Annotated in this window: 10 protein-coding genes; 6 read left to right on the top strand and 4 right to left on the bottom strand. The window is 53.5% G+C overall.

Annotated features, from left to right (window positions below):
• Window positions 1–91 precede the first annotated feature (91 nt).
• On the bottom strand, window positions 92–2899 hold the full coding sequence (locus CEK60_RS12340; RefSeq protein ID WP_089039276.1) for a DUF349 domain-containing protein: 2808 nt from the start codon (window positions 2897–2899) through the stop codon (window positions 92–94).
• 183 nt (window positions 2900–3082) lie between these two features.
• Between CEK60_RS12340 and minC the strand changes: the two genes are divergently transcribed.
• The 4 genes from minC to sbcB all read left to right on the top strand — a co-directional run bounded on the left by minC (window position 3083) and on the right by sbcB (window position 6713).
• Entirely contained in the window at window positions 3083–3832 is a 750-nt protein-coding gene (minC, locus tag CEK60_RS12335; protein ID WP_089039275.1) for a septum site-determining protein MinC, read from the top strand.
• A 157-nt stretch (window positions 3833–3989) separates the two neighbouring features.
• Complete coding sequence (gene minD / locus CEK60_RS12330) at window positions 3990–4808, top strand: septum site-determining protein MinD (RefSeq protein ID WP_089039274.1); 819 nt, start codon at window positions 3990–3992, stop codon at window positions 4806–4808.
• Window positions 4805–5056 carry a cell division topological specificity factor MinE gene (gene minE, locus CEK60_RS12325; RefSeq protein WP_038480946.1) on the top strand — a complete coding sequence of 84 codons (252 nt, stop codon included), beginning with the start codon at window positions 4805–4807 and terminating at the stop codon, window positions 5054–5056. The genes minD and minE overlap by 4 nt, the downstream gene beginning before the upstream one ends.
• 163 nt (window positions 5057–5219) lie before the next feature.
• A complete protein-coding gene (gene sbcB / locus CEK60_RS12320) occupies window positions 5220–6713 on the top strand; it encodes an exodeoxyribonuclease I (RefSeq protein WP_089039273.1) in 1494 nt (497 codons plus the stop codon).
• A gap of 51 nt (window positions 6714–6764) precedes the next feature.
• On the opposite strand, the gene CEK60_RS12315 is transcribed toward sbcB, so the two are convergent.
• Both CEK60_RS12315 and CEK60_RS12310 read right to left on the bottom strand, forming a co-directional pair.
• Complete coding sequence (locus CEK60_RS12315) at window positions 6765–9611, bottom strand: insulinase family protein (protein ID WP_089039272.1); 2847 nt, start codon at window positions 9609–9611, stop codon at window positions 6765–6767.
• A gap of 8 nt (window positions 9612–9619) precedes the next feature.
• A complete protein-coding gene (locus CEK60_RS12310) occupies window positions 9620–10297 on the bottom strand; it encodes an SOS response-associated peptidase (RefSeq protein WP_089039271.1) in 678 nt (225 codons plus the stop codon).
• Window positions 10298–10484: 187 nt separating this feature from the next.
• Here CEK60_RS12310 and CEK60_RS12305 point away from each other — a divergent pair, with 187 nt between their 5' ends.
• On the top strand, window positions 10485–11099 hold the full coding sequence (locus CEK60_RS12305; RefSeq protein WP_038480958.1) for a TetR/AcrR family transcriptional regulator: 615 nt from the start codon (window positions 10485–10487) through the stop codon (window positions 11097–11099).
• A 14-nt stretch (window positions 11100–11113) separates the two neighbouring features.
• Window positions 11114–11767 carry a 1-acyl-sn-glycerol-3-phosphate acyltransferase gene (locus tag CEK60_RS12300; protein ID WP_446718664.1) on the top strand — a complete coding sequence of 218 codons (654 nt, stop codon included), beginning with the start codon at window positions 11114–11116 and terminating at the stop codon, window positions 11765–11767.
• A gap of 11 nt (window positions 11768–11778) precedes the next feature.
• On the opposite strand, the gene CEK60_RS12295 is transcribed toward CEK60_RS12300, so the two are convergent.
• Complete coding sequence (locus CEK60_RS12295; RefSeq protein ID WP_038480964.1) at window positions 11779–13056, bottom strand: HlyC/CorC family transporter; 1278 nt, start codon at window positions 13054–13056, stop codon at window positions 11779–11781.
• Window positions 13057–13067: the final 11 nt, after the last annotated feature.

Genomic DNA, 13067 nt, shown 5'->3' with positions numbered 1-13067 from the left:
TTAGCTGATTAATTCAATTACAGTAAAGCGCAAACGGGAGGCTATTCGCCTCCCGTTGCCATTGCTGGGGTGTAACACTTATATAGAGAACTTAAGGGTGAGGCACTCGCGCTAGGCGACTAAAAAGGTTATCAAACTCTTCTGCTTCCTTGCGCCACAATTGGTTAGGCATGGGGCCAAGCGCCATAAGTGCTGCTAATATGCCGCTGATCTCATCCGGTCGGCTACGTTCGTTATTGATCCCTTCATTTAGCCGTTCTACTTGAATCGCCAGGCGGAGAGGTTCATCACGCTGCTTGACGCTACCTAACGCTAGCAAAGACAAATGCACTCTCAGACGAGCCAGCCCATCTTCTAGCTCAGTAAGTTTTTCGGCTGAGAGGGGAGTGGAAGAGGTTAGCCGCGCATGATTGCGCTGCTGATGAGCCTCAATAAAAATAGCAGGCAGCTCCCCACTCAATACCTCTTTCGCATCAATTGCTTGTGGCTCTTCGCCTGCTAGCGCTTGTTGGTCTGCGGCGATATGCGCATTTACCAGCGGTAAGGCGCTGTGCCACTGCTGCACAGTATGCGCAATTTCCAGGCGGCTTAAGCGCTCACGCTTAGCTCTTACAATGCCGCTAAGGCGTTTCTGCATGCCGTCACTACGCCGATTACGCGGCAACGGCTCAAGCTGGCTAATGCTTTCGAGGTAGGACTCAAGGGTGGTGGACTCTTTGGCTTGCGTCGGCTGCCAGCTATCCATTTCGTCAATTAATGTTTGCAGCTGATCGAGCTTCTGTTGTTGGCGAGTTGCCTGCTCATGCTTGTGAGCGTCACGCTGAGCAAAGAGCTGATCGCAAGTATGACGAAAGGCTTTCCATAGGGCTTGTTCTTCGCCTTTTGGAGCACGACCCAGCGCGCGCCACTGCTGCTGTAGCTGCTTTGTGCTCGCTATGCGGGCGGCTAAGGGTGACTCGTGGTCATCCTGTAAGTTTTTCGCTTGTTCGATAAGCAGGCGCTTTTGACTAGCGATCTGCTCCGCTCGCTGGTCAATAAGCGCCTGAAGGCGATGACGGATAGCCCCAAAACGACGGCCAACGGTTTCTGATTGATCCCGAGGAACTGGAGAGTAGTGACGCCACTGGTGGCGGGCTTTATCACGGATCTCGCGCAATACATCGGGATCGGCATCCTCTGCTGGCTGATCAAGTAACGTTTCAAGTTGTTCGCAGAGTGCTTCACGGCCTTTAAGGTTGGCGTCACGCTCTTGATTAAGCTGTTCTCGCCAGGGAGCCAAACGCTCGTGAATGCGATCAGAAGCCGCGCGAAAGCGTGCCGACTGTTCGCGGTTAGCAGCGGCATCACCGAGCGATTTCCACTCTTTTACCAACTGACGATGATGGCGATCTAGAGCAACGTCTGCCATGTGTTGATCGTCAGCCAGCGCATCGATGCTAGCGCAGAGTTGCTCGCGTTTAGGGCCGGCCACAAAACCGCGCCAATCGCGTAGTTCTGCTAACCGTGCGCCTAGCTGTTTCACGCGTGCTTTTAGCGGCTTGGCTTCTTCCCCTATCAGTTCGTCGATGGAGGGTTTGAGGCGTTGATAGAGGCGGCTGGCACTTTTAAAGGCACCACGCTCTAACAAGTGTTCAAAGTTATCCACGTCGGCGCTAAGCGCGTTAAGTGATGCGGTAGGGGTGGGTTTGGTAGAAACGTCAGCATCTTTTAACGCTTGTGCATGCTTGAGTAGCTCGGGAGGCGTTATGTGCTTAGGCCAAGCGCACTGCTTAACGTACTTGGCAATGGCCACATTATCTTGGTTGGCAATGGCCGTTTCTATATCTGCGCTGATGGCTTGCCAGCGCTGCCATGCTTCCATGCATGCTTCATAGCGTTTCAGTGCTTGGCTATAGCGTTGTTGAACGTTCTCACCAGGCGGGTGCTGATCTGACAGAGATTGCCAGCGCTGGCCGAGCAGTTGGCGTTGGGCCCGTAGGCTATCGATATCCTGAACTGTTAGCTGCTCTGCATGTGTCAGGCCCTCTAACGTTTCTTCAAGGCCTTCAAGCAGTTGAGCGCGAGTTCGTTCAATCTCTTCGCGATGAGCAATGCTCTGCTGGCGCGCTTGTTCTTGCGTTTCATGATGATGCAGTGTTTTTCGGCAGCTAAGCGCTGCCTGATGAAAACGCTGCTCTTGCGTCACGCTGGGCGGGTGGGAAAGGCTTTGCCACTCACGCTCCAAATGACGGAAACGACCACCATACAGCGGCTCCCAGGGAGCCCCGGCGTGCTGTTCTAACTGTTTAAGCAGATGCTCACGCTGGGCTTGCTGATCCGCTAGCCACTCAGCATCATTGCGCAGTTGGGTGAGCTTTTCTCGCGCTAGACGAATGACCTGGCGGTCACGACGCGCTTCTTTTAATAGTTTTTTGAGGCTCTCTTCACTTTCAATTCGTTGAGCCGCTTGATGGCGCACCGCTGCCACGCCGTTATGGCAGGCTTGGTGGACGAGGTCGCTTTCAACGGTTAATTGCTCTAACGCAGTGAGCCTCAGGTTAAGATTATCTCCCTGAAGTGCAATGGCGTTGAGCAACCGAGGCTCCGATAGCTCTGACACGATAGCCTGCCGTTTTTGCAGGTCGGTATGGCCCTGTGAGCCACATAAGCGCTGGCAAGCTGCGTTAAACCAAGCCTCGTCTTGACGATGCTCTGGAAGCGCATTGACAAGCTCCGCTAAGTCATCAAGGGCCAGTAGAGCAGCAAGCTGGATGTTACTCTCGTTATCCTGTGCTAATTGCTTCAGCGCTTGTTGCTGTTCTGGTTGTTGAGGGTCAAGCTGGTCGAGTGCCTTGAGACGCACCTCGGGATCAGGGTGCTGCCACCGAGGAGCGAACAGGCGTCTTAACAGTCCGTGCATGGATCATCCTGCAGAGAGGTGCGTAGCGTGAAAAAAAATCAACTACCGATGACAGATAGTTGCAGTCATCGGCGCTGTCGCTTAGCTTTGCTGTAGGCGCAGTGATGATTAATACTTCTTCACAACACCCAGCGCGAGATTGCGCTACCTTTATCTTACCTGAACATGACATGGAGTTCGGCCATGAGCCTCAACGCCAACAGTGCCGACATTGCCTTCACCTTTAAAGGTGGCATGCTGCCAATGACCGTCATGGAATTGAGCAGTGCTGACCCGGAACACATACGAAGTCAGCTAGCTGGCAAGTTGTCGCAATCCCCCGCGTTCTTTCAGCATACACCGGTTGTGCTGAGCGTGGAAAAACTCGATGAACCTCACTTGGCGCTTGAGCGCATTTGCGCGGTATGTCGCGATCATAAATTACTGCCGGTAGCCGTACGTGGCGGAGCTGAGCCAGTACGTCAATCTGCCTGGGCATTAGGGCTAGGCTGGTTTGCCCCTGTTGAAGAAGGGCGGTCTAGGCTATTAGAGAGCGTTGATACTACTGCTACCTCTGATGACGCCATAGACGAGGTGGAAGCTGCCGACCAGGAAGTGGTTGCGGTAGCAACACGCTTATTTCGCGGTACGGTGCGCTCTGGCCAGCAGGTAAGCGCATCAGAAGGCGATCTAGTGGTGATTGGGGCAGTAAATGCGGGCGCTGAAGTCCTGGCGGCTGGCAGTATCCACGTCTACGGAGCGCTTCGCGGACGTGCCTTGGCGGGTATTCATGGCAATACCCAGGCGGGTATTTACTGTCGAGAATTAGAAGCAGAGCTTCTTTCTGTGGCAGGCAATTACAAACGGTTAGAAGATATTGATTCACAGTTGCTTGGCCGTGCCACAGAGGTGCATTTCGCTAAAGAGCAGCTGGAAATTAAGCCGCTGGGTTAATTCAAACGCATGAGCGTGTGTTGGTGCTTAATGCCTAGCGACGTCGCAAGCGCTATACGTTACAGTATGTCATGTTGTTGACATTGATGTTCCCGTTATGCGCAGTGCGACCCTTTAAACGCGCTCGCGATGAACGACTTCAAGAAGGAAGTAACTCTTGGCCAAAATTATTGTAGTGACCTCCGGTAAAGGGGGGGTTGGTAAGACCACCAGCGCTGCCGCTATTTCAACAGGACTTGCCCTGCGCGGTAAAAAAACAGTCGTCATTGATTTCGATGTTGGTCTACGTAACCTCGACCTGATCATGGGCTGTGAGCGCCGCGTTGTTTATGACTTGGTAAACGTTATCCAAGGGGAAGCAGGGCTTAACCAAGCGCTGATTCGCGATAAACGCGTTGAAAACTTATTTATTCTTCCAGCCTCTCAAACGCGTGATAAAGATGCACTGACGCAGGACGGCGTAGAGCGAATCCTTGAGCAGCTCAAACAAGATTTTGATTTTATCTTGTGTGACTCCCCCGCAGGAATCGAGAGGGGGGCTCAACTCGCTATGTACTTCGCTGATGAAGCGATTGTTGTCACGAATCCTGAAGTTTCCTCAGTGCGTGACTCTGACCGCATTTTGGGATTGCTTGGCTCCAAGACGCGGCGCGCTGAACAAAGCTTAGATCCTGTTAAAGAGCATCTGCTGATTACGCGCTATAACCCCTCTCGCGTAACGTCTGGGGACATGCTGACCCTTGATGATATTCGTGAAATCTTGTCTATTGATTTGCTTGGCTTAATCCCTGAATCCGAAGCGGTATTACGTGCATCGAACCAGGGGGTTCCCGTTACTCACGATGCGGCGAGCGATGCAGGTCAGGCGTATTCAGATACTGTATCGCGCCTGTTAGGTGAAGATATGCCTCTGCGCTTTCATGAAGTACAGCGTAAGGGATTGTTGAACCGTATGTTCGGGGGTGGTCGGCGATGAAATTGCTGGAGTTCTTGAAGCGTGAGCGCAAGAAATCCGCCTCGGTGGCTAAGGAGCGTTTGCAAATTATCGTGGCGCATCAGCGCGGCCAGCGCGGTCAGCCAGATTATATGCCGCTGCTCGAGCGCGAGCTGTTGGAAGTCATTCGTCGTTATGTACAGGTCGATGATGATGCCATTCAAATTTCGCTTGATAGCGAAGACAATTGCTCAGTGTTGGAGCTCAACGTTACGCTGCCGAAAGGTTGACGTTTCCATATGGAAGCAGCATAGCCAGTCGTTAAGCATGGCTATTCGCTAAGAGGGGCGGCGAGAGGCGTTGCGGTTATGCTAGGCTTGGGCTTTTGTACCCGCTTCGGCAAGTGGCTCGTTGGCTTGTGGGCGGGAAGCTACGCTCAAGGAGATTTCATCAATGGCGCCACCTAATGCTGCCCCTGCCAGTTTTCTCTGGCATGACTATGAGACATTTGGTGCTGATCCGCGTCGCGATCGGCCCGCTCAGTTTGCCGCATTACGCACTGACGCCGAGCTTAATGAAATCGGTGAGCCGATAGAGCTCTACTGCAAACCTGCTGATGACTACCTGCCTCACCCTGCGGCTTGCCTAATTACCGGTATTACACCGCAAAAAGCGCAGCGGAAAGGCTTGCCTGAGGGGGAGTTTGCCCGCCAAGTCCAAGGCTTTATGAGTGAGCCAGGCACTTGCGTGGTGGGCTATAACAGCCTTCGCTTTGATGATGAAATCTCCCGCCACTTGTTTTATCGCAACCTGCTTGACCCTTATTCCCGCGAATGGCAAAACGGCAATTCCCGTTGGGACTTGATTGATGTGGTGCGCGCGTTTTACGCCTTGCGCCCCGACGGCATTGAGTGGCCGCAGCGGGAAGATGGTGCGCCTAGCTTCAAACTTGAACACTTAACGGCGGCCAATGGCATTGCCCATGAAGGTGCTCATGACGCGGTAGCTGATGTACGTGCCACCATTGCGTTGGCACGGTTGTTAAAAGCCCAAAACCCAAAATTATTCGACTATTTACTGGGCATGCGTGGTAAGCGTGCAGTGGCCAAACAGTTAGACTTGCCCAGCGCTAAACCGCTTTTGCATATCTCCCGTCGTTACCCTGCCAGCCGTGGTTGTAGCGCATTAGTCATGCCACTGGCTGAGCATCCGACGAATCCTAATGGCGTTATTGTTTACGATTTAAGCGTTGATCCTAGTGATTTGCTGACCATGAGTGCCGAGCAAATCAGAGAGCGTGTGTTCGTCAGTCAGCAGGATCTTTCCGAGGGGGAAGTGCGTATACCGCTGAAAGTGATCCACATTAATCGCTGTCCAGTCATCTTTCCAGCGACGGCGTTAAAAGATGTGGATGGTCCGCACAAAGGCGAATACGGCACGATCATTGAGCGGTTAACGATTGATATTGATGCCTGTCGCGGCCATTGGAAAACGCTGCGAGAGGCCAGCGGCGTGGCGCAAAAAGTAGCTGAGGTATTTAACGCAGCCTACGAAGATGTGCCTCAAGACCCTGACCTAATGCTCTATTCCGGCAGCTTTTTCTCTGCGGCTGATCGCCAGCAAATGGAGCGAGCATTGGCAATGGATCCCTGGGATTTAGTCGGCCAGCGCTTTGCCTTTCAAGATCCTCGCCTGGAGGAAATGTTGTTTCGCTACCGTGCGCGTAGTTATCCAGACACGTTGGAGGGCGAAGAGCGCGAGCAGTGGGATGCGTTTCGCTGGATGCGCATTAATGATCCAGCCTTGGCGGGTTTTACGCTGAAAGCCTTTGCGCGAGAGATAGAGCGTTATAACCAGCAGACCCTATCGGATCGCGAGCGCCAAGTGTTAGAGGAGTTGGTGATGTACGTTGAGTCGATGATGCCAGCTCAGGCATTTGATGCCTGAGCTGGTGAGTCTAGCTAAAACGTTAAGCTAATTCGTTTCGCTAATTAGCACTTAGCGTGCGTCGGTAAACGGCACGCGTGCTTCTCGGTAGGGGGCGATATCACTGGGTGAGTCGCCAGGGTTGTAGCGAATATCTAACTGGTGTGATTGAAGCGTCGGCCACAGTGCCTGCAGTTCTTGTACGCTAACATCCAGCGCTAGTGTGGCGAGTTGTTCACGGCGATCAAAGTGCACGTCCTCCAGTGCTGTGGCTTGCCAGTAGCGGTTTGCCATGCCCTGTAGGCTCGTGTCTCGCTGGGTCAAGCGAGAATGAACGGCCTGACGATGCGGTGCTAACGCTTCCTCGGTTAACGTATTCAGGCGCTCGCCCGCTGCCGCCATAAAGGCGTCCATGCGCTCGGCGATCATGCTGCTCTCAACATCCGGCGACTGAACTACCAAGGCAATCCCCGGCGCCTCTAACAGCGGGGAATAGCCCGCATTAACAATATAGCCAAGCTGCTCCTCGGTACGTAGTTGCTGATAAAAGGGCGTATCCAGCCATTGCGCCAATACGCTGAGGCGCGCCTGCTCTTCAGTGGACGTGTCGCGACCCTGTAAATAACGCAGCACAAGAGACTCTTCGCGGGTGCTGTGTGGATGAAGCACCTCAGGCTGATTGCTCACCTGTAGTGCTTCAAGCGCAGGGATATCCTCACGAGTGAGACGTGGTGATAACGCGCCGCGTATTACATTGGCCTGCTCACGAGCCAGCTCTTTATCCAAATTGCCAACGGCCATTGCATCGATGTAAAGCGCGTCTAAAAACCGTTTGCGGAAGTTTTCTAAGTGGTGGCGCTCTAACCGCTGACTGGCATCAAGTAATTCAGTCGCTGACCATTGGGGGGTCAGTAGTGCTTCGCCCAGTGCACGGCCTGCCTGGCCATAGAGCGATGCTTGGGGGGCGTTGCGCCACTCGCGCTGGAGTTGATAGCGCACACGTTCAAAAGCGCTAGGGGAAATGTCGGCATGCTTAAGCTGCTTAATCGCCTGCTCTATCAGTGGCGTTTGTCCATCGCGCCAGCCTGAAAATGACAGCGTCATACCACGTCCGTGAGCGTAAGCGCTGAACGATTGACCAGCCAGCCAGGCTGGATATAACGACTCGTTTAGGCTGTCATTTAGCCAACTCGCTAAGAGACGTGTGAGTACCGCTTCTTCAGCTGAATAGCTGGCGCTGGGGTGCTGGAGGCTTACCCGCCACTCAACGCTTGGCGTATTGAAGCGGCTATCTTGCATGTGCCATGCGGTAAACGAAGGCGCATCAATCAACACTTCAGGGCGCTCATCTTGTCCCGTCTTGAGAGTAAGGTCATTGGCGATAAAGGGGTTGGGTTCCGGTAACGCTAGGCCTCCTAGCGCCTGCCCTGGCTGAGTTGGTGGTTGCTCTTTCCATTGGGTGTTGAACCAAGGCGAGACGGTATCGCTTTCTACGTCTGGCGCAGAGTAGAAACGCAGCATGTTGTCTGGGGTCAGTGCATCGAGATACAGCTGCTGACGCTCACTATCCATGCCATCCATCCGGTAAGGCGCATACTGCACATCATCCACCGGATAACGAGAAAGGCTCATGGCTAAGCGGGTGGCTTCCTGCTGTGGTGCGCCATGCTGCTGAAAACGGAACGCTTGTTCATTCAGGTTTTTTTGTTCCTCGTAGCGCCACTCGGCTAATCCTTCCTCGCGTATCTGCTCAATGGCAGCAAATAGTGTGGCCTCAATATCGTCCAGTCGCTGTGCCCCGGCTGGCGATAAGCTAATCGAGATCGCAAAGAGCGCCTCATTGCCGTCACCTCGTCCCACGCCCGCCGAAAGTGCATCTGCAAGGCCCGCTTTGCGTAGCGCTGCCAGTAAGCTGCCGTCGCCTTCATCGCCCAGTAGGTGAGAAATTAGCTGAGTCGGCTTGGTACGGTATTCATCGGTAGGATCGGGAATCGGAAAATAGAAGCGTAGTTGGCGGCGATCCTGTAGCGACTGGCGCTCAATGTAGCGGGGCAGCGTGTCTGAATCGACCAGCGGCGTGTCAATGGTGGGGACGCTTAGGTCATTGTCGGGAAGACTTGCAAAGCGTTCGACAACTAATGCCTCAAGAGTATCGAGTGGCTGGGGGGCAACAATGGCCAAATTCATGACGTTGGCATCGTAGTAGCGATGATAAAAATCAATCACTCGCTCGCGGAGAGTGGCTTCACCCTCGGCTGGGTTGGCAAGGGTGTCACGGCTGCCTACTGCAAAGCCCGTCGTGGGATTGCTAGGATTTAGTAGCTGATTCAATACATCGTTTTCACGGCGGGATTCATCACGAATGCGTGCCATGTACTCAGAGTGGACAATATTCCGCTCGCTTTCTAAATGGTCGGCGTTAAATAGCGGCGAAAGGAAAAACTCGCTAAAGCGGTCCAGTGCGCCTGGCAAGGCCGAAGGCTCAACATCAAAAAAATAGTTGGTGTCTTGTTGGGCAGTAAACGCATTGTGGGAGCCCGCATTATCAGAAATGTAGCGCTGATAGGCATCAGACTGAGGGTACGGTTCAGTGCCTAAAAACAGCATATGCTCTAAAAAGTGGGCTAGCCCCTGCAGGTCGTCAGGGTCTTGAGCGCTGCCTACGCGAACGTTCATGGAGGCGGCGGCTTTATCGGCCTCTGGGTCACTAACAAGCAGCGCTTGAAGGCCATTTTCCAGCGTCAGTACGCGGTAATCGCGTTCGTCAAATGGGCTGACAATAGGCGTGATGGCGTCCTTCACTGGGGTGTCTTGAGCGAAGGCGAAAAAAGGCGTGCACCAAGCGACGCCAATCACGACGCCGATGACGGCCTGCCGTACAGCGTCACGGTTAGGCAGAGGTTCATGAGATCGTAACATTACGGTTCCTATGGCACAGCCCAGCGCAGCATCGGCCCTACCGGGTGGGCGCAGGATGATGACTGATAGGCAGGATTATTAACATGTTTTGATACCGGAAAAGCGCCCAACAGTTCCAATGGCGCAGGCATTAATAGCGCATTGAGTGCTTCAAGGTCGGTCGTCGGGTCCAGCCAGCGCGTTAACGCTTCTGGAGGGATAACGACAGGTAATCGGTCAGTCAGTGAAGAAAGGCAGGCGTTGGCAGGTACGCTGATTAGCGCCGTCGAGTCAGTAAATGCGGTGAGCGTTGTGTGGTAACGGCACCATAAAGCACCCAGTAATAGTGGCCCTCGGTTAACGTGGGTCACTAAATAGGGTTGCTTGCTGTGTGCTTGTATCTTCCAGATATAAAATCCGCTGACTGGAATGACACAGCGGCGGGCGCTAAACGCTTCGTTAAACATGGCACGTTGGTTAAGCGTTTCTGCTCTAGCGCAATGGGGCGCGTGGTCGAGTACTTTCAGCCAAGGAGGCGTTAGCCCCCAAAATAATGGCTGAAGCCGCAAACGTCCCTGCTCAAGTCGTATTGCCGATACAGGCTGTCGGGGCGCTAAGTTAGGCGATTCGATAAGTGGTTCAGTATCAGTCAGCGAGGGCACAAGGCGTGATAGCGTGAGGCGCTGCACGTGAAGGCGTCCCGTCATGCCTGTCTCCTTATGCGAAATGGGGCTCGTGAGAGTGCAAAATGGCGGGGTAACGCAACAATAGGTTAAATGTCGTGTTTTAGTGTCGAAAACAGTGTTCGATGTAAGGTATCCTAGCGTATCCCTTGCTCACGCTAAAGCGCGATGAGGCATTCTTCCTGTTTGCCGTTGACCTTAAGAGATCGCCATGGCCCGTCCTAGACAGCATGCGCCCGATGCCCTCCACGCGCAGGTCATGCACGCTTGTGATGAGTGGTTGGCTAAGCAGCCAGTCCATGGTTTGTCACTGCGTGCCCTGGCCAGAGAAGTGGGCTGCGCGCCAAGTACGCTGCTTAAATTATATGGCAGCTTTAATAACTTATTGCAGCACGTCAACGTTGAAACGTTGGCACGCTTACAGCATACCATTACTAGCCTGGCAGAAGATGATCCTGAGCCATGGCTGCGCTCGCTAGCGCTCGCTTATTGGCGCTTCGCTGAGCAAGGCTGCTACCGCTGGCAGTTGCTATTTGATTATCCACTGGCCCAAGAAGGCGAGCTGGATCAGCGCCAGAGCGATCTTATTGAAGCGCTGTTCACGCAGGTGGAGACCTCGTTGAAACGGTATCAGCCAGCATTGGATGATCTTGAAGCGCGACGCCTTGGGCGCACCCTCTGGGGGAGCGTGCACGGCTTGGTGCAGCTTGGATTAAACGAGCGCTTAGGCTATTGGCAAGGCCAGCAGTTGAAGGTGGATGAGCTGCTGGATCAGCTAATGAGCACGGTGCTGGCTGGCCTGCGCCACCGGGAGGCGGCGACGTGACGTGGTGGTTGAAAATGGTGCGTTGCGCGTTGCGTCGCGCCATTTATGTTGTTATGCGTGTGTGTTATCGGTTCTCTGTACATGGCCAAGAGAACGTACCTAAGCGCGGCGCTGCCCTGGTCGTCTGTAACCACGTCAGCTTTATGGATGCGTTGGTGTTAGGCGGCGGTAGCCCCAGGCCGCTGCGGTTTGTGATGGATCAGCCTATCTTTGAATCTCGCTGGCTAAAGTGGTGGTTCCAGCTCGTGGGCGCGATTCCGATTGAATCAGAGCGGCATAGTCCTGGTGCGCTGCGTCGAACGCTGGATGAGGTGAGCCGCGCGCTTCGCGCAGGTGATATCGTAATGGTGTTTCCTGAAGGGCGTATCACTCCAGATGGCGATATCCACGCCTTTAGGCGCGGGCTCGAAACCATTCTTGCTCGCGATAATGTGCCCGTCATTCCGGCTGGCTTGGCAGGGCTGTGGGGGTCTTGGACATCACACTACGGTGGCAAGGCGCTTAAAAAATGGCCGTCACGTTTTCGTGCGCCGGTCAGCTTGCACTTCGGGCCGCCGGTATTGGTTCATGAGGTGAAGGATATTGCCTTTCGTCGCTATTTAGAGGCCCGTGTGAGGGCGCTGAAGGCAGCGGGTGATAGCGAAATCACCCACCGCCAAATTGGTTAGACGGTCAGTCGCTACGTTCGGCGTGCAAGGCGCAGCTTTTGCCAGCAGCGTGCTGAAGTGATCAGGTTGTCACGGATTTCTAAAATTTCCATCCGCGTATTACCAATCTGCAAGCAGGCAGGCCCTTCCGGAAACGCCTCCAGGTGCTCAAGGATTAAGCCATTCAGGGTTTTGGGGCCGTCAGTGGGCAGTTGCCAGCCAAGCATTTTGTTAATTTCACGAATATTGGCAGTGCCCTCAATGACATGGCTACCATCATCTTGCTGATGAATTTCATCATCTTCTGAGACATCGGTGGTGAACTCCCCGACAATCTCCTCAAGAATATCTTCTAAGGTTACCAAGCCTTCCACGTCGCCGTACTCATCCACCACAATACCAATACGCCGCTTCTGCTTTTGGAAGTTCAGCAGCTGTGTATGTAACGGTGTGGATTCGGGAATGAAATACGGCTCCCGTGCTTCTTGAACAATTGCTGCTTTGGTGACTTCGCTACGCGATAAAAAGCGTGCTGCATTGCGTAGATGCAGCATGCCAATAATATTGTTGATATCGCCTTTATAGACCGGTAAACGAGTATGTTGGCTGGTGCGGATCTGGGTCAGAATATCTTCCAGCGTGTCGTCAAGATCAATGCCAAGAACTTCGTGCCGGGGCACCATGATGTCGTTAACTGTGACATTCTCAAGATCAAGGATCGACAGCAGCATAGCGCGGTGTCGGTAGGGAATTAGCGTGCCTGCTTCGTGAACGACAGTGCGCAGTTCATCGCGGGTTAAACTGTCGCCGCCGTTCTCAACACTTTTAACGCCCATTAAGCGTAATAGGCCATTTGAGATGACGTTGACTAGCCATACCAGTGGGTAAAGTAGTTTGAGCAGTGGCTCCAGGCCCAGGGAGGTAGGGTAAGCGATCCGCTCAGGCTTGATGGCCGCGTAGGTTTTCGGTGTGACTTCGGCAAAAATCAGGATGGTAATCGTCAGTAGCGCCGTTGAAATAGCGGGGCCGGAGACGTCGCCAAAGAAGTGAATGGCGATGATGGTCGCAATTGAGGCGGCTAAGTTATTGACGAAGTTATTGCCAATTAAAATAACGCCAATTAGTCGATCGGGACGCGTTAATAACCGCATGACACGCTTTGCGCGGCGATCACCGCTGTTAGCTTGATGGCTTAGTCGATAGCGGTTTATCGACATCATGCCTGTTTCAGAGCTGGAGAAAAAGGCAGACAGCAATATCAAAATGGCTAGCAGGCCGAACAGTAACCCCAGGGGGAAGTCGTCGCTCAAGTCGAAAGTTC

Source organism: Halomonas sp. N3-2A, from assembly GCF_002216165.1.
In the GTDB taxonomy this organism is placed as follows: domain Bacteria; phylum Pseudomonadota; class Gammaproteobacteria; order Pseudomonadales; family Halomonadaceae; genus Vreelandella.
Note: the sequence above shows the minus strand (reverse complement) of the source record. Positions and strands in the feature narration are given on the sequence as shown.

Bases quoted from the DNA above. Each gene is read 5' to 3' on its own strand.
- CEK60_RS12300 (WP_446718664.1), top strand. From the start codon at position 11,114: ATGGTGCGTTGCGCGTTGCGTCGCGCCATTTATGTTGTTATGCGTGTG.
- CEK60_RS12305 (WP_038480958.1), top strand. From the start codon at position 10,485: ATGGCCCGTCCTAGACAGCATGCGCCCGATGCCCTCCACGCGCAGGTC.
- CEK60_RS12310 (WP_089039271.1), bottom strand. From the start codon at position 10,297: ATGACGGGACGCCTTCACGTGCAGCGCCTCACGCTATCACGCCTTGTG.
- minE (WP_038480946.1), top strand. From the start codon at position 4,805: ATGAAATTGCTGGAGTTCTTGAAGCGTGAGCGCAAGAAATCCGCCTCG.
- CEK60_RS12315 (WP_089039272.1), bottom strand. From the start codon at position 9,611: ATGTTACGATCTCATGAACCTCTGCCTAACCGTGACGCTGTACGGCAG.
- sbcB (WP_089039273.1), top strand. From the start codon at position 5,220: ATGGCGCCACCTAATGCTGCCCCTGCCAGTTTTCTCTGGCATGACTAT.
- CEK60_RS12340 (WP_089039276.1), bottom strand. From the start codon at position 2,899: ATGCACGGACTGTTAAGACGCCTGTTCGCTCCTCGGTGGCAGCACCCT.
- minC (WP_089039275.1), top strand. From the start codon at position 3,083: ATGAGCCTCAACGCCAACAGTGCCGACATTGCCTTCACCTTTAAAGGT.